Here is a 23974-nt window from a genome sequence, read left to right as displayed (position 1 = left end):
ATTCCAATATTAGGGAGTGATCGCACTTGTAGGCGAGTTGAATTTTATATGCATCTAACAAAACTGATTGAATGGAGAGATGTATGATGGTTAAACAGCAAAGCAGGAAATACGGTATATTCATGTTTGTAGTAATCCTGACCATATCCATTCTTTTTCCTACACCTTCTATCTATAGTTCACCTGTAAAAGAACCTCTCTTGGGCCCAACAGACTCTAAAGAAGTAGAAGATTTTGCAGATCAGTTCTTTAATCAATCACATATTAAAAATCAGTTGGCGGGAGCTGTTTTTGTTATCGTCCGAGATGGCAGAATATTGCTGAATAAAGGGTACGGTTATTCTGATGTAGAAAAAAAAATAGCTGTCAATCCAAACCATACTATTTTCCCGCTAGCTTCTATTTCTAAAGTTTTTACATCTACAGGAATTATGCAGTTAGTCGAACAAGGAAAGCTCGATTTAGATGAGGATATACAAACCTATCTTGAGGACATAACGCTAAACAATAAAACCACTGACAAACTAACAATGAAGCACCTATTAACCAACACAGCAGGCTTCGATTTTACAGATAAGCTGGAATCCATCCATCACCATAGTATCCCGCGGATCTCGTTGGATAAATACGTGAAAGAGAATATGCCTAGTATTGTCCGTAAACCAGGAGAAGCATTCCGCTACGATAACTTTGGCTTTAGTCTTCAAGGATACATTCTGGAGAAGTTGTCCGGTAAATCCTTCAACCAATACATGACTGAGAATATTTTTACCCCTTTGAAAATGGAAAATAGCAGCTTCTTACTTACACCGCAATTAAAAGCTAATTTAGCAACTGGATATACTTCTAGCAATCAACCATTTCCTGTTTTTCTATCCAATCCGATTGAACAGCCTGAAGGAGGAATGGTTTCAACTGGGCATGACATGGCCCAGTTTATGATGGCTCATCTCAATAAGGGTTCGTTTGACGGTAGAACAATCCTGAAACAGGGTACAGCTCAAAATATGCATACCATTCACTATTCCGTTCATCCCAAGGTTCCAAATATGGCATACGGCTTTGAAACATACTACCATTCCAGTCACAATAATCAATTTGTTATAGGCAAAGGTGGAGATATACCCGGGTTCCATTCTTGGATGTGGCTGTTGCCAGAGCATAAGGTTGGTGGGTTTATTATTTTCAATAAAGATAAGGAGTTTCGCGAGGAGTTATTTAAAGCTTTCATGAATCACTATTACCCTATACCTAAGAAAGAACAGACCTATATGACATCCTCCCCTCAACAATTGAAACGCTTTGAGGGTACCTATCGGGATTTGCGGATAAATCCTTGGATCACTAAAATTACAGTAACCTCACAGGGACAGCTACTAGCAGAAGATCCAATGGGGAAAAATATTCTTCGCCAGATCGATCCAATGCTGTTCAAGGACGAAAAAGGCACCTTTTTAGCCTTTAAGGAATCCGCTGATGGCAGCATAGGCTATTTGCAATATCGTAATATGGTCAGTATGGCTCAAAAAATTTCTCCCTCTAAGCATTTTACCGATGTTCCTCAGTCACACCCATATGCCGCATATATTAATGGCGTTCAAGACCTTGGAGTGCTCCGAGGAGATTCGAATCATGCCTTCCGTCCTTTAGCACCCATTACAAGAGCCGAATTTGTAGGTGATTTAGTACGGCTTATTGGGGTTCGTGCCTCTACTAATCCCGTGTCATTTATAGACTCTAAAAAGAGTCCATACGTAAAAGAAATTCAGGCTCTTGTAGAAGCAGATGCGTTAAAAGGAACCTCTCCTACTAAATTTGAACCCAATCGTCCTATTACAAGGCAGGAAGCGGCCGTTATTGTATTTGAGGTGTCCAAATCATTACTGAATGCTCAACCTGTTAAGGTTAACCTTAAAGGCGCCATTGATCCTTGGGCCACTCAAGCCGTTCAATATGTAGTATTTCATGGTCTATACGGACCTGAGGTTATTTCCTCCAAAGGCTTGATTGACTATAAGGCTAAGGAACCTCTACTGCGCCAAGAAGCAGCTGCCTTCCTGTATAACTATGCACGGCATATTTTCAAAAAATAAGTAATCTCTATATGAGTATGGAATAAACATAAAGTTTGATTGTATTGATTGGTGTAAGGTTATCAAAAAGGGCCGTTTCCTTGAAAGCAAAGAAACGGCCTTTTGGAAAAAGAACCAAGGAACCTACTTGTCCTCATTCATCCACTCCATTAAGGTTTTAGCAAATAGCTCTGGTTCTTCAAACATAGGATTATGTCCACTATGCTCAAAAATCACTTTCTTCACGTTCCTATATGTGTCATCAAGTGAGTCCCATAGTGAAACGGGAGAAACCAGATAATCATATCTCCCTAAACCAATGAATACTGGTTTTTTGAAATCCGCCAACGATTGGATTAAATTACGTTTTCCAAACTCTTCTCCCCACAGATGATCCATAATTGGCATATTGGTATATACATTCTCCCACATATAAGCTGCATCAAATGTATAATCGTAAAAACTCTGAGCCCCCATGCGAATGCACATATGGACAAATCGTCTTTCAGGATCTTTTTGGATGTCACTTTCTAAAAACGCGATATCTGCTTCAAACTGCCGCTTTCTCTTTAGGCTGGCAGTTTGATAAAAAAATGAGGTGCTTTGCTGCTGTCTTTCTTGACTATTTGTAGGTGCTGAATTAAGTAAGACAACTTTCCGAACAGCCTCTGGATATTTTTGGGCATATGCTAAAGCCATAAAGGCATGTCCTGAATGTCCCAGTATAATAAAATCCTGCAATTCGAGTGCCTGTCTTACCCTTTCTGTATCATCTAAAATTTTATCTAATTTATAATCTTCTGGTTCTAAAGCACGCGGTGGCTTACCAAAGCCTCTATGGTCTAAAAAAATAAATTGAAATGTTTCAAATAAATTTTCTGAGAATAAACGAGGATAATATATGCTGCTCCCTATCACCAGTACTGGCTTTCCAAACCCTTTTATACAATAGTTTAATGTGAATCCATCACTGGTTATACTTTTAAATTGGTTCATCTGAATAGCTCCCTTTTTTTGTTAAGAAGAGCTATTAAAACTCAAGCTCTCCTTTCAATCACTCCCTTTCCTGCTTCTAATCCCCTTATATTTTCCATTGAACGCTCTAACAATTTACATCACCTCAATCAATGGTGTTGCTTCGATAGTAAAACATTTGGGATACAAAAACATAATATCCCTATCTAGGAAGTGTAGCATATTAAAATACCCAAGAATAGGTACTTGGATAAGAGCGATTCTTCACTTACATACAACTGTTGCACGCAAAAAAGCTCTCTCTGGATGTGTCTAGAAGAGAGCCGTATTGAATTACTTTCTTTCTGGTCTACTACATTTTTATTAGGTCACCGACATTCCCCTTATTAATCTGTGATACGTATAATGGAAAGGTGTGCTACGGTTGGAGAGAAAGGCAGGAATGGATTGTAAATCACGCCAAGATTATAAGTTGTTCCACTAGCGCTTTGTCCCTCTCTTTTTATTGTAGGTTGATTGTATAGTCTAAAATGGGCGGAATTTGATTAGGGACCTGTAATTTCTTAAGCCCCAGATTTCTGCTGTCGGTACTGCCTGTGTCCCAGCACCACTCGAAAGCTCTCGAAGGGATTGGGGTAACAAATTCGCCCGACCACGTACGTCCGAGACCACTTGTATCCTCAGCGTAGTAAAAGAATTTTCTACCGTTGGCCCACCCGCTCCAAACCTGCACCGTGTTCCCCGGAGCCACCTTATACCAGCCCTTCTTTAACCACTTGTTGCTCCCCTCACAATTGGGAGCCGAGTAGGCATAAACAATCTGCAAGCCTACGTTAGTCCTGTTGCGGAAATGAAGCCCCATCGTCGATCACTCCTCGCCCGTTATTGTTAGGCTGTACGTCATACGCGGAGAGTAAGGGGAAGTTTGTTGTCCATGTTGTCCATATTGACCAATTCACCCTCCCCCCAACTTCTTAAAAGAATAGAAAAATGAAGATGGATTATCGCATGGAGACTGTCCGTTCATGCGTTATACAAAGTGTATTACTCCTGTTATCCATCATTTTTCCTGTTATTATATTTGACTATAGAAATTTTAGTTGATTGTCCATCTACAAATAAGGTGAATACCTAGCATAATAGTCGCAGTACTCAGGTCTACTCCCATGGATTAATCAAGAACCTATAACTTACTTAATCAGCCCATGAATAGTAAAAAATGATTGCTAATCCCTTAATTAAACACTACCAGGTCAAATATCCTGAAATGGTACTTATGCCCATGTCAATTTCCAGCCCCCTTCATACAGTGTAATAAACTAGGAGAAGGGGGTTTAAAATGACAAAAATACCTGTTGCAGGTTTTCTATTTCAATCAAATGACTCCTCCGCAGAACATTCGCATGGATTATATATCACTTCTTGGAATGGTATGCCTGTACACCGACATCCGTTTTCGGGAACTACTTCATTTAATGATGGTCATGATCATCAATACGTTGGGGTAACTGAACCAGCCCCGACAGGTGTTCCCCACGTTCATCGCTATTATACGATTACTTCATTTAATGATGGTCATTCTCATATAATTGAAGGCACAACCGGCCCTGCAATCGAACTGCAGCGTGGAGGACATATTCATTACTTTGAAGGGTATACAACAGTAAACGGAAGACACCCTCACACCCATCATTACAAAGGAGCAACAGAAAATGAAATTCCTTAAACAGGAAAACATGTTTGGCGAAACATCACATTGAATATCATCTGGGAACAAACAAAAAAGCTCACATGATTTGTGAGCTAAAATACATAACTTTAACTTTTTATCTTGACTAACAATCGGATACAGAGCTGTTTCTTTTTTGTTTACTCCGTTTTGTTGCCCCTTCTAATACCACTTCAAATGCATCTAAAATTTCAAGAAAATGTGATGCCTCTCTAAAAACATGATCGGCAAGAAGAGGAGGGATAATGCTCTTAATACGACAAGCTTCGATTAGATCGCGAGCCGTTTTTTTGAAATCACGGAGTTGACGGACAGACACTCTATTCTGATCAACAAACTGCGATAGTAACGGAACAGTTTGAGATTGGGGACTCATGGAATCTAAATCAATGGCTTGGTATAGAAGTTGATCGAAGTCATGACTAAAATCATTTGCTTGTTCAACCAATTTCCTTTCAGAAGGATCAAGTAAGTGATTAATAAATTTAGCATGATCAGCCATAATCCTAAGAAAGAAGACATTTTCATTAATAATAGCATCTGGCAAAGGATCTAGGGTTCCAGTGTTTAGTTGTTCCAAACGTTTCGCAAAATAAGCAGCTTCCCGGCTAACATGATCCACTAATAACGGAAAATTATTACCTCCAATTTGACAGGAAATGATCAAACCTAATACCCTTCTTTTGAAAGCCCAAATTTGATTAACACAGGGAAGAATTTGAGCATTGAACTGACCTATATATTGAGGGTCGGTATCTTCTGGTAAGGCAAGGGCCTTGGCTTCTATTTCCTCAAATATATGGTAAAAATAATCAGCTTCATTGATTAATTGGGTATCGTCACAATTAAAACCTAGCTTCAAAAAAAGCGAATGTTCCTTCATTATCCTAGACCAAAAACGAACTTCCTCAAGTGATCTAATTACAAATGCATCCGCCATCCAATGAGTCCTCCCCAACATATGTATTTCTATAAGTTTATGCAAGAAGCATGTCTCAAATGTCTGTTGCTCACATTAATTATGGATAGTCGATTAAATTACTTACTGCCACACTGTAAAATTTACTTTACATCTGCTTGTTTATTACGTTTTTACTGAACACCTCTATCATAAATTAGTAGTGTTTAAATATTTAAAGCATAATTTTATTAGAAATAGGCCTGTCAGTTACTTAGACAGGTCTATTTGGCATCCACTAACATCCCAGAGTGACTAACCTTTACCTTTCAAGCTTTTAGAATTTACTTTTTCCAATTACTCTAAAGACATTAAACTAGTGTACAAGAACTTTATATGTTCTAACATGAGTAGCATTTGTATCATATTCACGTAATACGCCATTTGCGGAATCCTTTATAGCACCTAAGTACCATTCTCCATCTTTTTTATACACCCAAAGCCCCTGCCCATCCACTCTATAATGGCCTACACCATATAGAATATAATCGTTTAATTTCATCCTTATTAATATCTAATCTAAGTTCAATCAAGCCTTCTTGAGATTTTGTTACTTTTACAGTATTAATCTTTGTAGCTGCAAAGGCAGGAACTGCACTCCATCAACCTATTTACCCTTGCAAGAATTAAATCATTTATCAATGGAAGACTATAGCAACAAACAGTTCCATTGTTTATTTATAGCGCTGGGGTAACTTGCTGTCTCACTAAAGTTGACGAAAAAAATCAAAATATCGTGGACAAATTCAGAATATTTTTATAATATAAAATTGTAAATTAAATACATATTAAGGAGTGAATTGGTAATGAAAAAATTAGTTAGCATTGCTTCAGTACTTGCTTTACTAGTATCGGCTACCCCCGCAATCGCAATGGAAATTCAATCTGAAAATACCGCTGTAGCAGTAGCTTCTATTATTAGTGACAGCCGAACTTTAGAACCAGAGGAGAAATATGAGACATCTACTTTTAGAGCCTCCAGTAATACCTTGACTCTTACCGTAGATCAGTCATCCGACGGTTCTACCACTCATATTAAATATACCCTCTGGGATGATACTGGAAATCAGGTTGGTAAGGTATTTAATGTGAGAAAAAATGGAACTGCCTCAACTACATGGGATGTAAAAAAGGGAAAAAAATATACTTTAGAGATGCTCAATCGTAGTACACATAATGGTATTTTCATAGAAGCCACGACTGACTTTTCTATAGAATAGGTACAGAGAGAAAAGAGACCTTCCTTCTATGATGGAAAAGTCTCTTTTTTTGTCCCAAATGATAGTGATATGCTCTAGCAAAAGGAATGCTTATTTGCAAAATTTATTTCATTTTCGCAACTACTAAGTTAATTTAATCGTCAATTTATCAAATTTAGCCACAGGGTTGCATCAAGCAATGTAATCAGTGATTATATATCACAAAAAATCCCCTTCTGGTGGATTATCTCTGTTCCCTTAACAATAAGGATATACAGCATAATTAACCACAGGGGATTTTATTAAAAATTTTATTTTTTCTAGTAGGCCTCTATTTCTTTTTTACCAAAAAACTGTTTCAGAGCCTTGTAAACCTCACCTTTTTCCCGAATAATCGAGTACATGAATTTCGGATCTTTAATATGACGATATGCGGACATGAGAGTACTGTGACGATTATACTGATTTACCTCACCATATCCAAACATATTCGATCTTTCCATTAATTCCTTTACCAATTTTACGCAGCGTTCATTATCTGAGGTGAGGTTATCCCCATCTGAAAAGTGAAACGGATAAATGTTATATTGGCTTACAGGATATCGTTCATCAATAATTTCCAAGGCTTTCCGATAGGCCGACGAGCAGATAGTTCCACCGCTTTCTCCTTTAGAAAAGAACGCATCCTCTGTCACTTCTTTCGCTTCCGTATGATGTGCAATAAAAGCAATCTCCACCTTTTCATACTTGGTTCGCAAAAAGCGAAGCATCCAAAAGAAAAAGCTACGAGCTACATATTTTTCGAAAACTCCCATAGAACCGCTCGTATCCATCATCGCTATAATTACAGCATTGGAATGAGGCTTCACAATCTCTTCCCAGGTTTTAAAGCGCAAATCTTCCATCGAAATTCCTAGTTCCAGATCAGTATACCCAGCTAATGCATTCCGACGAATGGCAGACAGTAAGGTACGTTTTTTATCAATATTCCCCATCAAACCTTTTTTCCGAACATCGTTAAATTGAATATCTTCTATGGTAATTTTCTGTTCAGCTTTTGTTTGAAGGTTGGGTAACTCTAACTCAGAAAACAGCATCTCCTGCAATTCTTCAACTGTAATCTCAGCTTCATAATAATCATCACCAGGTTGATCCCCGGCTCCTTGCCCCTGACCAGCACTAGCATCAGCCGAGTCACCGTCTTTAGCTATAACATCTCCTACCTTGGAGTCACCCCTACCTTGGCCTGTATGCTGTCCTTTATTAAAATTGTAACGAAAGCGATACTCATCCAGCGATCTGATTGGTATTTTAATAATGTCTCGACCATTCGACATTATGATATTTTCTTCGCTTACTAAATCAGACAGGTTTCTCTTGATCGCCTCCTTTACCTTTTCCTGATGTCTGCTCTGGTCCTGATGACCTTTTCTATGCAGAGACCAGTCTTCTTTGGAGACGATAAACGAGGAATCGTTCATCAAGCTCCCCCCTATCGATTCAGCAAACTACCTACGTAACGCAGCAGTTCATTTGCTGAAATTGGCGTATATCCGTGTTCTTCTACTAAGCGACGTGTTACCTCATTGATTTTTTTCAATTGGTGCTCATCTGGCGTTTTTGTGGAGGTTGTTATTTTGACCACATCTTTTAAATCTGCAAATAATTTTTTCTCAATTGCTTCACGTAGACGATCATGTGTGTTGTAGTCAAACCGCTTTCCTTTACGCGCAAAAGCTGATATCCGAATAAGAATCTCTTCACGAAATGCACGCTTGGCATTTTCAGAAATACCGATTTGCTCTTCAATAGATCTCATGAGGCGCTCATCCGCTTCCAATTCCTCACCTGTTACTGGATCACGCAATCGGTTAGAATTGCAATACGCCTCAACATTATCCAAGTAATTATCCATCATCGTTTTCGCTGATTCCTCATAGCTGTATACAAATGCCTTCTGGACTTCTTTTTTTGCAATTTCATCATACTCTTTACGCGCAATTGAGATGAAATTTAAATAACGCTCTCGCTGTTCCTTACTGATGGAAGCATGCTGATCGAGTCCTTCTTTTAACGCCCGCAAAATATCCAAAGCATTTATAGATTCCGTATCACGGCGTATGAGTGCACTGGAAATCCTATTAATGACATAACGAGGATCAATCCCAAACATTCCTTCATCTGTATACTCATTCCGTAAATCCTCGATATCTGATCCTTTGAAACCCTCAACGGATTCTCCATTGTACAAACGCAATTTTTTTAAAAGATCGGCACCTTGTTTTTTGGACTCTTTTAAACGAGTTAAAATGGAAAAAATGGCCGCTGTATATAACGCATGTGGAGCAATATGAACATGACCTAAATCAGATTGTTTAATTAATTTATCATAAATTTTCTCTTCTTCTTTCACGCGAAGATTATACGGTACTGGCATAACAATCATTCGAGACTGTAATGCTTCATTCTTTTTATTTCCGATAAAGGATTTGTATTCCGTTTCGTTTGTGTGAGCAATTATCAGCTCATCTGCTGAAATCAGAGCAAATCTACCCGCTTTGAAATTCCCTTCTTGAGTTAGCGATAATAAATGCCACAGGAATTTTTCATCGCATTTCAGCATCTCTTGGAATTCCATGATACCACGGTTCGCTTTGTTTAATTCACCATCAAACCGATAGGCACGAGGATCAGATTCAGAACCATACTTCGTAATCGTAGAAAAATCGATAGTCCCCGTTAGATCGGCAATATCCTGCGATTTTGGATCAGACGGGCTAAAGGTACCAATCCCCACTCTTTTCGACTCCGAAAAGAAAATCCGTGTTACGGGGAAATCTTCTATTCGGCCACCGTACTCTGTTTCCAATCGCATTCTGTTGAAAGGAGTTAGCTCTCCTTCAATCTTCACACCAAATTCTTGCTCAAATTCAGGACGTAGTTCATGCGGAACCATGTGGAGGGGTTCCCCGTGCATACCATAAGTAACCCATTAAAAACGCCAATAATATTTAAATATATGTAAACTCTACAGATACCCTTCAAAAATTCTGCCCCGTCAGGCTATCAATGACGGGGCATTACTATGTCTCTGATTTCAAAGGAAGCAAATTCTGTGTGGTTGTAAGACATGCTACTAGGCTTCTATATTGACTACATTCTCAACAGGTATCCACCAAAAATCCTCATCGTTCTTTAACTTGATTTGTTTATACGTTGAGTCAAACTTCTCTACCCATCCCCAAGCTGATTCAATTACTCCTCTATCCTCTTTTGTTTCTTTCCACCAACTAATAGTTAAAGCATAGTCATACTGACGTGAGTCAGATATCCTGTAGCAAAACTCGGCCAGCTCATCCTCTTCAATGATCGGTTTCTCGATCAGCTTCTTATCCTCATGATACTGACGTAACATTTCTGCATGTTCTGGCAAGATGAATTTCGTTACAAGCGGATCAAGGATTTTACTAGCCATCAAAACATCTCCTTAAACAGAACGTTCGTTCTTATTTTATTTGATGATGAGGAGATTATGCAATGGGTAAAATTACATGTTCAATAAATCTGGTAACCAATAAAAATAGATTTTGACAAATGTATTATATTTACATTTATTTCAATATTATGGTATTGTGTGGAGGTAATAGCCTAACCATTTGAGGAGAGTGATTATTTTGAGAAAAGCTTTAGTTGCTTTAGGAGTGCTTGCAATGGTTACAGCCGCAGTACCAGCATCAGCTTCAACTCAAATCTCTGACCCTAAGGAAATTTCAGCAAATGGCACTGTACAGTTTGGAAAGACGGTTACGCATAACGTTGCTGGATATTCTAGTTCCAGTACAGATTTGTTATTACTTGATACGCATGACAACCATCGAATTGGCATTTATGCTTCCAGTCACGATATTGTTAATCTTATTGATTTAAAGTTCCATGTTAATGGGGAAGACAAGGGATATGTTCGGCCTGGATGGAATTATGTTGATGTTAGGGGAAGCTATGCAACCATTGAATATTTTAGTAAATCGACTTTAACTAAATCCTTCAATGTTACGTACTATAAACAATAAGCATATAGTTTTTTGAAGGTTTCACTAAGGTTATAAAATAGGTTCCCAACAGTTTAAATTTTACTTCTCTGTTGGGAACCTTTTATTATTCACATCCTAAAAATCCCTTTCAGTTTCACAATTTTAATTATTTCTGTACATGGTTAACACTTGATAGCCCTCATTTTTTAGTCCAATTCCGTTACAAAAATCTCATATAAATCATCTTGGTTGCTGACATATTTCGTCAACTATTTTTTATTCTGTGGTTCCTGTCCACTTGCAATCCTTAGTTCATCTGCCAATTGTCCAATACGTTTTTTTCTATCTGTGTCATTCCATTCATTTGCTGTATGCCATGCTGCCTGTAAGTAAACATCTATAATTTCGTTCGCTACCTCTGGTTTCATCGTTATTTCCTCCTTGTCATATTTAGCTAAATCGTACTTTTCAATCAATCCAATTAGCTTATCTGGATAACCCGGATCAGTGGCATAACCGCCTTTGTGAATAGCATGGCAAGCAGTTTTATAATCAGCACCTAGCACGCCATGATAGCGTCTAGGCTTGTCTCTTGTGCCGTTTAAGATTAGTTTGGAATGATCTGCAATAGACTCTCCCCAATTATTGTAAGCTCTGAAATTAGCTGTGATAGTTGTCCATTGACCGTTGTAATTCTCCTTGGTGGGCATAGCGCAAACACCTGTTGGCCCTGTTCCTTTGATGCCAAAGAGGTTGTTTCCTCGCTTGGTTAGCCCACTCTCTCCCCAAGCTGATTCCAGGATCGCCTGAGCTATTGTAAGGGATGCAGGTATCTTAGTTTTCTTCATGTCTGCTACAGCACTAGGTGCTATCTTATCTATAAAATCTTGTGGTTTCATTGCTTGTTCCCTCCGTTGTCTGTTTTTGCATAGCTGTAGGCTCCCGAAGCCGTTAATCCAACGACCACCGCTGATAGTAGATTGGTTTTTACTTCTCCGTTTGGAAGAAATACGAAAAGGGCCGAAAAAGCCATGGCAACAATTGGGGCCAATTTATTCGGGACCCCAAACCCTTTAGCCACACCAGTAAGCGCCGCGACAATTGCGGCTAATGTCGCAATATCAGTGGTCATCTCCATTCCTTAGCCCACCTTTTCTTTTAGTTCTTGAATGTCATTCTCTAGCCCGCTTAAACTTCGTTCGATTTGTTGCAATGTAGATGTATTACGCTCCAAATGAGTAACCATCCGTTCATTGTGCTCCATGAGTTTAGCCTCACGCTCTTGAGCCTGTTTCACTAGTTGGGTCTCGCGATCCCTTCCCTCTTTTTTGGTGGAAAATAACAACCATACAAACAAAGCAGCAAACGGCCCTTGTTGTAGCAATGCGTTCATTACGCTCTCTTCCATGCTTTCCCTCTCCTTATCACCCCCCTTTGGGGCACAAGTAAAAAAGGTAGCCTAACAGCTCCCCATGAAAAAACGCCTCTTCGATTGGAAAAGGCGTTTATAGCGCTAATTCTGGCACTCCTAGCACTTCGAGTTGACGCTTTACTTCTGGCTTAATTCGAGGTGGTACTTGAGAAAATTCTTTGTCTCCTTCGATAATTAACGTTGCATATATCACCACAATAGCCATATGATCACCTCCCCTCAATAGAGATAAAATTCATAATAAAAACGCCTCAATAAGCTTATTTATTTGCTTCATCGGCGTCTTGGAGTTTACTTATTTGTTCGTACAAATCAGTGATGGCAAGCATACTCGTTTTTGTCTTTTCTTCATTACTTACCCCTTGCTCAAAGGCTTCTGTTACTGCGCTCATCGTTGTTAAGTTTTGTTGCTGCATTTTCTGTGTCTGGATTTCTAACATCTGTACCCTTTGCTCTATTGCTTTCGGTTCATATGCAAGGAGAATGACGCTAATTCTTTCCTTAATAACACCACTTGAAGCAATGAGATGAAATGGAACGTCCTCCTCTAAAGTTGCTGGATGAACAGTTAGTATGTTTTCTTTGATGCTCACGTTATCAGGGGCTGCTTCTATTTCAAATTTTATCTTTTTGTTCGGAATTTCTTTTTTATATTGGTCATAAAGGACAGCCGCATACGTTACCGTTTGCAACGTTTCACTTTTCTCAATAAAACGTGGCCCGACTACTTCTAGTCTAATAGGTTGGCTTTTCGGTTCTATTAGTTTTTGGCCTATCAACTCACATTGAACTGGATCGTTATCCATCTCCCTTTCTACTCTTTGAGAGTGGATCTCCACTGTGTCTTTGACAGCAATCCATGCCAAGTCTATGATTTCCTTTTGTGTTTTGGAAGCAGCTTGTTCAGAACTAATCATGTGTTCTGTTATAAACTCTTTACCGTTACTTGTAACTGTTCTAAAGGCAACTACATAATCCATTCCATCCATACGATAATCATGTATATATACCTGCACGAAATAAGACCTCCTTAACTTTCTTTCCATACCCCGTTTTCTTTAATCAAGATTCTATCAATACTTTTCCATGTCCCGTTGATGTTTACCCAACCTTCTGTACATTCTTTCCATGAGCCGCCTATGTTTACTTTTATATTTGGAAAAGCAGGCCCTATCTTGACATACCAATAGTTTCCTTGCGGGCCATTTTCGGGGTACGTCCCATCTTCTGCAACTACATCCCCAATATATGAACCTTTTTCATAATAAGAAATGTATGATGTCGTCCTGTCCTGATGGATAATTTTTTCTGTATACCAATATTGGAAAAAAAGAGTTTTATCAGTATTGATCACATATACTTGACCATACTGTCCTGGTTTTAAGATTATAAAATCTCCGGTTCCTCTAAAATGTCCGTTCGATGGATCAAACGCAAAACTTTTATATCCCGCCAAATCGCCGACTGATTCATATCTATATCCAAATTGAAGAGGATCATATTTATAGACAGGGGAAGAGTAGTATTTTTTGTATAGAAATTTCGCCATACCTAAACCTCCTATGCCTTGTACTTAATCCAAATATCACCGTTGTCCCCACCTGTGGGATCGTTCGTGGAGAGAATAATGTTACGCACCTGTTTTGTTGTATAACTGGTATTGTTTTGGGCTGTTAGAGGACCTGTCATTGTTCCACCAGTTCGGGGTACTGAGGCATTTTTGGCATTTGTTTCAGCTGTATTCGCTTTAGCCTGTGCCCCTGCAGGTGTTTCAGCTCCAATCTGCGCCGCTGTTACCTTGTGTGGGTTGGAGAAGTTGTTCAAGTGCGCTCTAAAATTACTGCTAGTTTCCGCAACTTTTTCGTCCACATATTGCTTAGGCGAGGCCTGCAAAGCTTGAGTAGGATTGCCGGACAAAATCAGCGGACCTGTCATAGTCCCTCCAGCTAACGGGACAAACAACGTATCAGGAATGTTTGCCACGACTTGACTAGCGGTTCCTACAGCCACATTCAACTGAAACTCTCGCGAGAACGGACCTGACGAAAAAGGTGGGATATAATCACCTTTAGTACCTGCATTTGTGTAGGCATACATGATTTCTCCCAAGTCTGGGTCGTTTGCAAATATTCCAATCTCACAAGAGTACGTTGTTTGCGTAATATTGTTATTTTGGAACACAGCCTTTATGTGGGCCGTGCTTCCCGTCCTGGAAAAAGAATTGATTGGTACATAATCAATTGGCTGTACCAGGTCAGTCAAAATAGATTGATCACCGGCATAAGAACCTGAACCGATCCTCATACGTGTATAGGTGATTGCACCTCCGGTCTGTGACTTGGCATATAGCTCTTTACCTCGTTGCGTAATAGTCATCGCTGGGTAGATTGCCATTCAAATTCCTCCTTCTTAGAGTGCCTCTGAACTAATTGTTATCTTATCTTTATTTGTTACAAGTAACCCTTGATAGTCCATTCGATTTGCTTGCGATAACCACCAATCTTCAGGCATTTCTGATTGAATGGTTACTACTTCCGTACCTGACACACACATACCAATGTAATCCATCCGGTCAAGTTCGGACTCCCAAGCTATGTTCAATCGAACACCCGTCGGCTTTGGGATAATGTATCCTACAGTAACCAATAAAATGCTCTCTATCCCCAATTCCCCGCGAATGCTCGCTTTCATAGTCATGTCTTGGTTATCGTATAGTTTCAATCGTGCGTCAGGGAAAAGATCGTCCCATAACTCGTAAATTTGCGGTATGGTCCCGTCCCATTGGTTTTGTGCTATCTTAGCCTTTAATGCCACTCGATATATGGAATCACCCATGATCGGAGAAGTACCATCAGCCAATTGAAAAGGCAGGTACCGTGACCTGCCCACCAAATCCCCCACAGTATTCAACTGTACCCCTACCGCTTTTTCTAGGCTGAAAGCATCTGGAATACTATTAGCTACCGTTACGGCTGCATCACCTTTTTCCAGCACGACTGTTAACCAACGCATATACCTATCTTTGTTCCAATGCTGCGATGTGATCAAATCAAGGTACTGCTTAATTGCCATCTTTACTCACCTTCTTACGCTACAACATTTACGGTGACATTTGCTTGCGATCCACGTACCGCTTCAAAAAACAGCAGGGAGATATCTGCCGTAGTTTGCTGTTCACCTAAGCGCGCAGCCGTTAAGCTAGTAATAGAGAAGGACGGACTCGTTAAAACTCTATTCGCCTGTAAAGCCGCACCCCATAAGCTTGATAAAACAAGGCTACTATTGCCCAGTGCCACACTATTAATAAAGTCTGAAATATAGCTAGCGATATCATCTGCAGTTTGAGTAGTAAAACCATTCAGTTTCTTAACCTGTACGACAACAGCTATATCAACATAGGATGGTCGATAAAAACGAATAGGGGTCGTCTCTCCAAAACGGTCTTCTACAATCATGGTTGTTGTCCCGTTCGTATAGCATCCCGGTGTCTTTCGGTTAAAAATAGTCTGAGCAATGTCCGCGTCATCCCCACCCTCCACAACTGCAGTTATCGAATGTGGAGGATGCCCTAGTTCGTTTGTCATGCTTGTGTCATTTTCATATACTTCAGACCTCGTGACACCACTTACTGCTGCTATACCACCTTTTATTCCTTCCAGTACTGTTCGACTAGGATTTGCCGTACTAATTGCTTGACGGGACCTTAATTGTGGATCGGATTCAGTATATTTCCCTGGAACGGCTGCTTCTGGATTAGTTACACCCGTCCACCCCAGCGTCGGAGTAACAATACCTGTAATCGTATTAGCCTCAGCTTGAATCGGGCCTATTATCTGGCAAGTTGCAATTGTAGAATATGTTCCGTCTTTACCTATCGCTACCGAAGATGGCAAAGACCAGTTATGCCCTGTTGCATCTGAAACAATTCCTTTTGAGATAATTGCTCCAGGTGTACCGGTTAGAATGACTGACGCTTTTGAATACGTATCTTTTAAGCGTTTGATGCCGTTTACTCCTACCACTACATCTAATCCGGCTCCTACCGCAGTAGCTGGCCCTCGGCTGTTGTAAACAGCCTGACATGTCAGATAGGAATCATAGAGCATGCTGGCAAAAACAGAGATGAGCTGGTAATCCTGACTGTCGTTTCCTAGATATATGTCTTGACCAAAAATCTGTTTCGCTTGACTGATTAACTCATCACGAATGTCAGCATAGAAAGGCATATGATAACCTGTTTCATCGATGTACGGTGCAAAGTAGGCCATTCGTTCCATCCACCTCCTTAAAAGGTAAAATCATAAGATATAGGAATTGATTCTCCAAAAGTCGTTTCAACGTTACACTGAAAAGAATAGATACGATTGTCAAAGGCGCTTTGAAATTCAGTAATTTGTGATACGTGAGGTGTTTCGATAATCCTTGCTTGTACAAGAAGATCCACCGCCTGCAAATTATCTGGATGCCCCCTTGTATCAAGGATGTTTTGGAAAAGTGGGAGCCCATCGTCAAGTTGCTCCCACCATTCCTCCATGAGGAGTTTTAATCGCGTATAGATCGCTTGTCCCACAGCAGCCGCATTAGTTAGAAACGGTCTGCCCATGCTGTAGTCACCGCCAACCATTTCTCTGTATCTCATGTGTCCACTCTCCCTCCCCCTTCTATCCACTCGTCATATCTTTCATGTGTGGTGATATTTACACCGTTTACCCGTACACTAGGGGAAACAAGATCAATAACACCGGGTTTCATACGAATGAACTGGCTCCTGTCCTCATCACGCAACTCAACGTGGTTCTGAGAAAAGTCTTTCAGTTTTCTTGGCTGTGACCACAGACCAGGAATACATATTGCATCAGACAAATCATGCCGTCGTTTTTCTAGCTGATTCTGAAGCTTTCCAAGCGTAAACCATGCGTCAATGCACATGTCAGAAAAGACAATTAAACACTCGTCATCCTCTTTAATCGGAAAGGTAAGTACATATCCTCCGCCCCGTGGAAAAACAATGGGAACATCCAATAAAGGCTCAATCTTTGTCCAGACGTATTGCAAATCTTCTTGTTGTACATGCTCTCGTAATGCAATTTGAACCTCTGCTGTCTGCGTCTCATGATCGAATTTTTTGATAATACCAGGAACGCTAACCCTCATCGTGCTGAAAATCTTATCGACCAAAGTATTGTAAAATTCGATTTCATTTTGCTTTACACGTTCATTAACGCTAACCCCCACACAATCACCTCCAAGGATTTGAACTAGTAGATACCATTAACCCCGGCATGACCCCGCCAGCTTGTGATACACAGTCGCACTCTGTATACCATGCGTCGCCCTGTGTATCTCCGTAAAAGCGCATACCAATGATGCGATAAATGCCAGCCGAATCTAACCCTCGTGGTATCTGACCAAATTGGTACGTCTGCTCTTGGATCAGGCTGTTGTTAATTCGGACAAGAGAATTTATTTTCAATCGTGAGTTAAGTAAACATTTAAAATTAACTCCGAAATCATTCTGCATTGGTGTTCCGATCAATCCTGAGTCAGGAGACAAGTCAACAATCTCGTTTGATGGATAATCCTGAGCTGTAATAACATTTACTTTTCCGTCTTCGAGATAAAACGTCGCTGAGTTCGATTGGGCAAGCTGTCTGAGGTAATCTTTCGCCATCCCAAAAAATACTTTTCCACGTGTGAGCTGCGCTGACTGCAAATTGCCTGAGATTGTTCCAAGTTTTGCAGGGATTTTGGCTCTTCCTGTAATGGCATTGATTTGTGTACGGGCAGTCTGTCCCTTGGCAACGGAAAAAGTAACATACCCCGAATTTAGAAACCTATCACCGTCTATGGAATTTAGTGTTAGTTTGTATGACACCCCGTCTTCTTTCCCTCGGATGGCTTGTACGACATCACCACGAAAAATTAAGCCGTACTGTTCCCCCTCATAGCCAGCTTCTACAATTACGGTATCCCCTTCATTGATAATTTGGTTTTCCGTTTCTGCATTTAAGTTGTAAATAGTCACAGTTGAAAAGTTCGGCTGTGGTGTGAGTGTTTTACGAATATCAAACATACATCGCAACTGCGAGACGTCCAGAGCAGCTCCCTTCTTACTTGAAACCATCACTCGGTATCGCCGTCCATATAAGACATTTCCGTTTTTTTGGCTGTTTGCAACTATACCGTAATTCGTAGTAGGGAGGACAATATCGTTAATTTGGTTTGCTGTTGATGTATTACCTCCAAATCCGCCTGATGAGTTGGTATCTGGCGCAAAAGAGGACGTTCCAGGCCATGTATTTGGTACGCCTCCTCCTACGTACTTCTGGTAAATCTTCAGCCGTCGTTCATAGTCCGATTTTGGTATTTTATCCCCTACATAATATTTAGAAAACCAATAAAAATCCCCTTTTGCTCCTTTCCATGTCTTACCGATCACACGGACGGCTGCTGCAGTAGCTAATGCATCATTGCTTAGTACAAGTTTTGTTTGTTCTTGAAGCGTAGATGGCCATTCTACCTGAAAACGGTTCGCTGCATATCGAAAAGAGTCAGTGTGCCACTTCGGCCATACTTGACCAGGTCCTAAGGCATTGCCGCTGTCTCCCGTTTTGTTGGTGAAGTTTGTTTCTGCCTCTAATGTCGCTAATACTATATTGACGTCCACGCCCTGTAACTGCGCCTCATAAATGGCAAGGTTCTTAATATTATCTGCCATGACGATCACATCCTCTGGTTGGACTAAAAAGAAAAACGCCCCTAAAAGGAGCGCTCTCATTATTACTATAAGGTTCATTGTTTTACAATTTTAATGTCCGTATGATCTTTCCCATCATACATTCTTAACTTTACATCTTCCATAGAAGTGATTATAGAAACATGAAATAATACATCTACATGGACTTCTTCACCAGACTTGATTTTTTTATTGTTGATTATATTACCTGATGAGGTATCTATAATACACTCAGGTTCTAAGACGAGTACATTAAGTTCTTTTCCTGGCAATAGTACGTTAGGAACTAATGAGAAACTCTCTCTGCTAATTTCTTGTGTTTGTTTATCAAGATTCACCACAACTACCGGCACAACCCACGCTTTCATATTTTTTGAACCATATTCGTTGTTTACTTTAATAGAACCATCATTTCGAACAGTATCATTGATCTCAGCATACATTCTAAATGTAAAACCATAATCAATAAGTTTAGGGTTTATTTTCATGAAGACTGCTTTGTTGTTTTTCATGTAGTTTCTTAGATCGTCTATTGTTTTGACAATACCTTTAGATTGTAAGTATTGTGTTAGTTCAGCAGTACTTTTGATATTAGCTGGTAGTTTGTTCTCTATCTTTGTAGCTTTATTTACAGTATTAGGGGAAGGTACGTTTGCTGCATATACTCCACTTGAGGCTGTAAGAACTGAAAAAATTAAAGCAACAAGCAAGAAAGACAATTTGCTTTTCATTCGCACATCACCAACTTTACATTTATGTACACCTCTAAACCTCCTTTGAAAGTTATCAATCTATAATATCATGAAGTAGAAGTTGTTTTTGTCGAATATTGATGAATAACAATCCAATTCCATTTAGGCGCTCCAGCTAATGAGAAGGAGCGCCTTTCTACGTGAGATTATCACTCCACACTACTAAGTGATCTCTACCTAATGAGTCAAATGTCGGCATTGAATGTTCCTTGCTTACAGAAACGATCACTGCACTCCCAATTCCTAGATAATCGTAAGGCCCTAATAGATTTGCGACCGGATATTCACTAGGTAATAGTGGAAGAGCGTCAACAAGAAGTTTCCCAGTTTCATGATCAGTGATCGACATGAACCAGTATCCCCCAGGAGAGTTGTAAGTTAATGCGAAATCCAGTGTAATGTTTTCTGACCCAATAGGAAGGGTACAGGAAAAATCCTGATTCCGCCCAGGTACGATTGGTAATATTACGGTTGACAAATAATCACCGCCCAAACAGCTTGTCCATACCTTGGACAATGACGCTTTTATTCTTGTCGATAGGTTCCTTTTTACCCTGCTTAGCTCGATCAGTTACAGCTGGCTTACTACTAATCTTTACCGTGCGTACTTGCCCTACGATGATTTCACGCATAGTTACCGTGCAACGAAGTCCTGATAGTGTAGTAAAATCGTCAGGAGCTGTAAGTTCTTCGATCAACATGTTTTGATACAGCCCTAACCTTGTATGGACTTGCAAAGGTACGCGAAGAGCCTGTAGCTCCTGTAACACCTTGAACGCATGAACAGATCGGCTCCAACTTCCCGTAAATTGCCCAGGTATTAGGCCTTCCGCTACGTCAGACATACCTACTTCCATTGTCAGTTCCTTTGGCTGGAGATAAGCATGATCAGTTAAAGCGGCTCCTGTCTGTACTGGATGTTGGGTGATGTTCAATCGACTAGTATGAGTAGAACGTAAAATAGCATCGAAGAACCAGCCTCCAATGTTGGTTTTTAAGTATACAAGCGAGGCAATCGGCTGAGAAGTAAGGTCCTGTACCGGACTTATAGGCACAGTTTCACCTCCTAGAATGGGTTACGAACGTTGCGAAAATTATTATTCCATTGATTGTTGACTTCTTGAGCAGCTAGTTTTGGTTCTGTGCTATTGATATTGAAAATTGGTCTGTTCTCGTTTCTGATTATCGTCTGGTTTGATGTTGAGTTCGCTGTATATAAGTAACCATTTGCATACGCCCCTGTAGACATCCCTTGGTAATATTGCATTATGTCAGGATTCATTGTTGCTACTAGGAGATTAAATCCCGATTTCAAATCTTGGCTAAATGCTCGCATTCCCTTTACCATTTCGGAGTCATTCAAAGCCTTTTTAAATGATGGTTCAAGGTTTTTAGGTAAGTTATTTACACTCGACTCCAACTTAGCATCTTGAGCGGATGGCATTTGACTCTTTAAATCTCGAAGCGCATCTGCTGGTTTCAATCTCCTTAACCTAATAGGCCTATCCTCAGGCTGATCTTCGCCAAGGAGTTCTTTATCCGCTTCCTCTTGTAGCTTGTCATCCCCCGTAAAAAACGCTCTGGCTGATTTCAGAGAATAAGTTACTGTTTTTATCGAGTCATTTATTTTGTCGAGAATGTACTTCAAAGTGTTCTCTAAAAAATCGCCAAGCCATTGAAACATTTCTTTGGTTTCTTTTAACCCGTATATTTTGTCAACGAATTTCGAGACAGCTAAGTAACTTTCTGAAATTTCTTTGGCCAGTTTTAAGAAAGACTCTTCAAGACCAGATAGCTTTCCTTCCTTATTCAAATCCTCGAAAACCCCTGCAATCCATGAGCTGAAATCTTTTATAGTTTTCTTAGCAGTTGAAAAGTTTTCTTCTATACCTTGTTTGAAGTTTCTTAACGACCCATTTTCTTCAAACTTGTTGTACAGCCGAACAAGCCAATCCCATGTTTTCTTTACGCCTGCCTCCGCTTTACGCATGCCAGAGTCAAAATCATTCCAAAATTGTTTGATTACGCCGTTATCTTTAAGCAATTTATAGATGTCTTGAAGCTTTTTCCAAAATGGACTGAAGGCACTTTCTCCGCCTTCAAGATAGGTGTAAAAATCGTCGAGAAGCAACAGAATAGCTGTCAAAATACTAAATATGACGCCAAATGGACCCGTCCGCAAAATAACAGACAGTGCTAACAATGCAGCACCTATTATTTTTAGATTGCGAGGTATATGCTCCCCCAACTTAGAGAACATCTTGAAAACATCTCGGCCGCCTTTGTAGAAAGCGATACCTAACCTTGCAATCCAGCTTAAAAACTGTGCGATATTCTTCGTCCATTTCGGCATGCTTTTCGTAATCGAATTATTAAACGATTGCATTCCTTTTCTGATATTCAGGATGGGGTCTTCTAGGTATTTGAACAGATAAAATCCAATCCATTGTAGTGCATAAGTTGACTCCAGCCTCAATCTCTGAAACTCAAACTGAACGGAACGAATCGTTTTCATCTGATTTTGAAATTCGGGAGGGGGCTTCATTTCGTTGATCGTTGAACGCAATTGTTTGTAGTCATTCAACAGTTCTGGACTAAGGTAAAGGTCTTCAATCGTAACACCCATAACCTTTAGAGTGCTATTAAGCTCCTCGGCTGCATCTTTAGAAATCCACATTTTGCGGGCAAACTTCTCATTTTCTAAATCTGCTTTTGCCAGACTGCCCAGAAAGTTGGCGATGCCGGCGTTTGCGGCAGCTAAAGTGCCAACTACAGCAGTTCCCGCCAGCCCAAAGCCTTTGACAGTTGATCCAACAAAACTTTTAATACCCTTTTCAGCGACTTGAATTATTTCCGTTGCTTCATCGAAAGAACCTTTGTCAACTGACATTCCTAATGAAACTAAATACTCTTTGATAACATCGATCAACCTAGCATCCCCCCTTCCTGTAATCTGGCAGCCTCTTGTGCCCTTCGTGTGTTTTCTGCCTTAACTTCCATGATTTCATGAGCGTCTAGCAAATCATCGATGTCGAACACGTCCTCTACAACATCTCGATGTGTCCAAAGTCCACCAAGAACAGGGACAAAAAGAAACTCATCCACATTGATTAGTCTTGCTTGGACGAAACCAATCCCTTCACTAGACCCCCGAGGCCACTCCCTTGAAAAAAACTTGTCAGGTTAAAGGTCAGTGCATGTACTGTAAGTGCCATAACTGTTACCGTGTCATCTTCAAGGTCTTCTACCCCGAATGCTCCATTTGCCTGCAATACAGGTGCAAGCCCTACCGGTAGCAACTCATAGCAAACGCTCAAAGCTTTCTCTTGTATATAGTCAAAATCTTTTTCCGAAAGGTTATTCAGTTGCTCCAAAACTCCTTTAATATCGATGTCATCCATGTCTTCCATGTTGATGTTGTCATCTACTGATTTTGCTTTCAGATTGGCCTTAATACCCGCAAACATTGGAGCTAAGATGGCCGTAAGCTTGATAATCATGAACGATCCAACTTTTGCAGGAAACTTCCGAACACGGAACTTCCGACCGTTGATTTCTACGTCTTTATACTTCACTGGTGGTTGCATGTACGCTCCTCCTCATATAAAAAAGAGCCCTTCTAGGCTCCTTTCCTGGTTATTGGTGAATGTTTATGCTACGGTTTGGTCAATATCTGCCGCCATTAGTACCCATGAAACTTGTTGACCTTGTGCTTGATAAGGCTTGTCTGGAAGTTTCTGAAAAGATACCCCAACGGACCTAATCAAGTCCTGCATTGTGGATGTACGGATTGTTATTTTTATACCTGCCCACTCTGAAGCGGGAGCTTGTTCTAGATAGTTGTATAGCTTCAAGAGCCATTTGTTTAAATCGGAGGTTTGTTGTACAGAAATCGTATGACTGCCGTTTCTCCCTTTAATTTTCGAAATCATAATCGTGCCGTCAGCAGCAACGTCGTGGGTCGTCCGTTCTGTTGCCATCGCTGTTGAGATGCTTCCTAATCCCGTACCAGTCGCCACATATTGACCGACAGATGCGTGCGAAATAACCATCGCTACGTCATCAAAGCTATACGTCGTATATGCCATCT

Annotated in this window: 28 protein-coding genes and 1 pseudogene; 4 read left to right on the top strand and 25 right to left on the bottom strand. The window is 40.2% G+C overall.

Annotated elements, in window-relative coordinates; genetic code table 11:
• Nucleotides 1-83 precede the first annotated feature (83 nt).
• Complete coding sequence (locus O0550_RS00500) at nucleotides 84-2093, top strand: serine hydrolase domain-containing protein (protein ID WP_258425429.1); 2010 nt, start codon at nucleotides 84-86, stop codon at nucleotides 2091-2093.
• Nucleotides 2094-2216: 123 nt separating this feature from the next.
• On the opposite strand, the gene O0550_RS00495 is transcribed toward O0550_RS00500, so the two are convergent.
• Nucleotides 2217-3068 (bottom strand): alpha/beta fold hydrolase, encoded by an 852-nt coding sequence (locus tag O0550_RS00495; RefSeq protein ID WP_258425428.1) that lies wholly within the window; start codon nucleotides 3066-3068, stop codon nucleotides 2217-2219.
• 481 nt (nucleotides 3069-3549) lie between these two features.
• Nucleotides 3550-3909: a DUF1036 domain-containing protein gene (locus O0550_RS00490; protein WP_050816465.1), complete on the bottom strand. Its 360-nt coding sequence runs from the start codon at nucleotides 3907-3909 to the stop codon at nucleotides 3550-3552.
• Between the two features lie 477 nt (nucleotides 3910-4386).
• Between O0550_RS00490 and O0550_RS00485 the strand changes: the two genes are divergently transcribed.
• Nucleotides 4387-4773, top strand: a complete 387-nt coding sequence (locus O0550_RS00485; RefSeq protein ID WP_003335347.1) for a YmaF family protein — start codon at nucleotides 4387-4389, stop codon at nucleotides 4771-4773.
• A 109-nt stretch (nucleotides 4774-4882) separates the two neighbouring features.
• Here O0550_RS00485 and O0550_RS00480 read toward each other — a convergent pair whose 3' ends face one another.
• Entirely contained in the window at nucleotides 4883-5716 is an 834-nt protein-coding gene (locus O0550_RS00480; protein ID WP_258425427.1) for a DUF2935 domain-containing protein, read from the bottom strand.
• Between the two features lie 824 nt (nucleotides 5717-6540).
• Here O0550_RS00480 and O0550_RS00475 point away from each other — a divergent pair.
• A complete protein-coding gene (locus O0550_RS00475) occupies nucleotides 6541-6954 on the top strand; it encodes a hypothetical protein (RefSeq protein WP_003339220.1) in 414 nt (137 codons plus the stop codon).
• Between the two features lie 299 nt (nucleotides 6955-7253).
• Here the strand turns inward: O0550_RS00475 and yhbH are convergent, their stop codons facing one another.
• The 3 genes and pseudogenes from yhbH to O0550_RS00460 form a co-directional block, all read right to left on the bottom strand.
• Nucleotides 7254-8414: a sporulation protein YhbH gene (gene yhbH, locus O0550_RS00470; RefSeq protein WP_003335350.1), complete on the bottom strand. Its 1161-nt coding sequence runs from the start codon at nucleotides 8412-8414 to the stop codon at nucleotides 7254-7256.
• Nucleotides 8415-8425: 11 nt separating this feature from the next.
• Nucleotides 8426-9910 (bottom strand): annotated as a pseudogene (locus O0550_RS00465) (PrkA family serine protein kinase); the annotation flags it as partial.
• Nucleotides 9911-10069: 159 nt separating this feature from the next.
• A complete protein-coding gene (locus tag O0550_RS00460; protein WP_258425425.1) occupies nucleotides 10070-10408 on the bottom strand; it encodes a YolD-like family protein in 339 nt (112 codons plus the stop codon).
• A 199-nt stretch (nucleotides 10409-10607) separates the two neighbouring features.
• Between O0550_RS00460 and O0550_RS00455 the strand changes: the two genes are divergently transcribed.
• Nucleotides 10608-11003, top strand: coding sequence for a hypothetical protein (locus O0550_RS00455; protein ID WP_258425424.1), 396 nt, complete (start codon nucleotides 10608-10610; stop codon nucleotides 11001-11003).
• Between the two features lie 230 nt (nucleotides 11004-11233).
• Here the strand turns inward: O0550_RS00455 and O0550_RS00450 are convergent, their stop codons facing one another.
• The 19 genes from O0550_RS00450 to O0550_RS00360 all read right to left on the bottom strand — a co-directional run bounded on the left by O0550_RS00450 (nucleotide 11234) and on the right by O0550_RS00360 (nucleotide 23972).
• Nucleotides 11234-11863, bottom strand: a complete 630-nt coding sequence (locus O0550_RS00450) for a glycoside hydrolase family 73 protein (protein ID WP_258425423.1) — start codon at nucleotides 11861-11863, stop codon at nucleotides 11234-11236.
• Nucleotides 11860-12102 carry a hypothetical protein gene (locus O0550_RS00445; RefSeq protein WP_258417681.1) on the bottom strand — a complete coding sequence of 81 codons (243 nt, stop codon included), beginning with the start codon at nucleotides 12100-12102 and terminating at the stop codon, nucleotides 11860-11862. The genes O0550_RS00450 and O0550_RS00445 overlap by 4 nt, the downstream gene beginning before the upstream one ends.
• Nucleotides 12103-12105: 3 nt before the next feature.
• The gene (locus tag O0550_RS00440) at nucleotides 12106-12372 is read right to left on the bottom strand and encodes a BhlA/UviB family holin-like peptide (protein ID WP_258425422.1); all 267 of its coding nucleotides are present in this window, start codon (nucleotides 12370-12372) and stop codon (nucleotides 12106-12108) included.
• A gap of 97 nt (nucleotides 12373-12469) precedes the next feature.
• Nucleotides 12470-12601, bottom strand: coding sequence for a CD1375 family protein (locus tag O0550_RS00435; RefSeq protein ID WP_258425421.1), 132 nt, complete (start codon nucleotides 12599-12601; stop codon nucleotides 12470-12472).
• A gap of 55 nt (nucleotides 12602-12656) precedes the next feature.
• Nucleotides 12657-13412 carry a hypothetical protein gene (locus O0550_RS00430; protein WP_258425420.1) on the bottom strand — a complete coding sequence of 252 codons (756 nt, stop codon included), beginning with the start codon at nucleotides 13410-13412 and terminating at the stop codon, nucleotides 12657-12659.
• Nucleotides 13413-13426: 14 nt separating this feature from the next.
• Nucleotides 13427-13945 (bottom strand): hypothetical protein, encoded by a 519-nt coding sequence (locus O0550_RS00425; RefSeq protein ID WP_258425419.1) that lies wholly within the window; start codon nucleotides 13943-13945, stop codon nucleotides 13427-13429.
• A gap of 11 nt (nucleotides 13946-13956) precedes the next feature.
• The gene (locus tag O0550_RS00420; protein ID WP_258425418.1) at nucleotides 13957-14790 is read right to left on the bottom strand and encodes a hypothetical protein; all 834 of its coding nucleotides are present in this window, start codon (nucleotides 14788-14790) and stop codon (nucleotides 13957-13959) included.
• A 15-nt stretch (nucleotides 14791-14805) separates the two neighbouring features.
• Nucleotides 14806-15468, bottom strand: a complete 663-nt coding sequence (locus tag O0550_RS00415) for a DUF2612 domain-containing protein (RefSeq protein WP_258425417.1) — start codon at nucleotides 15466-15468, stop codon at nucleotides 14806-14808.
• A 14-nt stretch (nucleotides 15469-15482) separates the two neighbouring features.
• Complete coding sequence (locus O0550_RS00410) at nucleotides 15483-16673, bottom strand: baseplate J/gp47 family protein (RefSeq protein WP_268900742.1); 1191 nt, start codon at nucleotides 16671-16673, stop codon at nucleotides 15483-15485.
• Between the two features lie 8 nt (nucleotides 16674-16681).
• Nucleotides 16682-17035, bottom strand: coding sequence for a contractile injection system sheath initiator (locus O0550_RS00405; protein WP_258425415.1), 354 nt, complete (start codon nucleotides 17033-17035; stop codon nucleotides 16682-16684).
• Complete coding sequence (locus tag O0550_RS00400; RefSeq protein WP_258425414.1) at nucleotides 17032-17631, bottom strand: Gp138 family membrane-puncturing spike protein; 600 nt, start codon at nucleotides 17629-17631, stop codon at nucleotides 17032-17034. The genes O0550_RS00405 and O0550_RS00400 overlap by 4 nt, the downstream gene beginning before the upstream one ends.
• Before the next feature lie 4 nt (nucleotides 17632-17635).
• Nucleotides 17636-19114: a phage protein gene (locus tag O0550_RS00395; RefSeq protein ID WP_258425413.1), complete on the bottom strand. Its 1479-nt coding sequence runs from the start codon at nucleotides 19112-19114 to the stop codon at nucleotides 17636-17638.
• Nucleotides 19115-19188: 74 nt separating this feature from the next.
• Complete coding sequence (locus tag O0550_RS00390; RefSeq protein WP_258425412.1) at nucleotides 19189-19863, bottom strand: hypothetical protein; 675 nt, start codon at nucleotides 19861-19863, stop codon at nucleotides 19189-19191.
• Between the two features lie 157 nt (nucleotides 19864-20020).
• Nucleotides 20021-20362 (bottom strand): phage baseplate plug family protein, encoded by a 342-nt coding sequence (locus tag O0550_RS24615; protein WP_258425411.1) that lies wholly within the window; start codon nucleotides 20360-20362, stop codon nucleotides 20021-20023.
• 4 nt (nucleotides 20363-20366) lie between these two features.
• Nucleotides 20367-20939, bottom strand: a complete 573-nt coding sequence (locus tag O0550_RS00380; RefSeq protein WP_258425410.1) for a phage baseplate protein — start codon at nucleotides 20937-20939, stop codon at nucleotides 20367-20369.
• 11 nt (nucleotides 20940-20950) lie between these two features.
• Nucleotides 20951-22813 (bottom strand): hypothetical protein, encoded by a 1863-nt coding sequence (locus tag O0550_RS00375; RefSeq protein ID WP_258425409.1) that lies wholly within the window; start codon nucleotides 22811-22813, stop codon nucleotides 20951-20953.
• Nucleotides 22810-22989, bottom strand: coding sequence for a hypothetical protein (locus O0550_RS00370; RefSeq protein WP_258425408.1), 180 nt, complete (start codon nucleotides 22987-22989; stop codon nucleotides 22810-22812). The genes O0550_RS00375 and O0550_RS00370 overlap by 4 nt, the downstream gene beginning before the upstream one ends.
• Nucleotides 22990-22994: 5 nt before the next feature.
• Nucleotides 22995-23471 carry a phage tail assembly chaperone gene (locus O0550_RS00365; RefSeq protein ID WP_258425407.1) on the bottom strand — a complete coding sequence of 159 codons (477 nt, stop codon included), beginning with the start codon at nucleotides 23469-23471 and terminating at the stop codon, nucleotides 22995-22997.
• A gap of 63 nt (nucleotides 23472-23534) precedes the next feature.
• Complete coding sequence (locus O0550_RS00360) at nucleotides 23535-23972, bottom strand: tail tube family protein (RefSeq protein WP_258425406.1); 438 nt, start codon at nucleotides 23970-23972, stop codon at nucleotides 23535-23537.
• Nucleotides 23973-23974 lie beyond the last annotated feature (2 nt).

The sequence above is a fragment of the Brevibacillus halotolerans genome, assembly GCF_026891775.1.
Classification (GTDB): domain Bacteria; phylum Bacillota; class Bacilli; order Brevibacillales; family Brevibacillaceae; genus Brevibacillus_B; species Brevibacillus_B halotolerans.
Note: the sequence above shows the minus strand (reverse complement) of the source record. Positions and strands in the feature narration are given on the sequence as shown.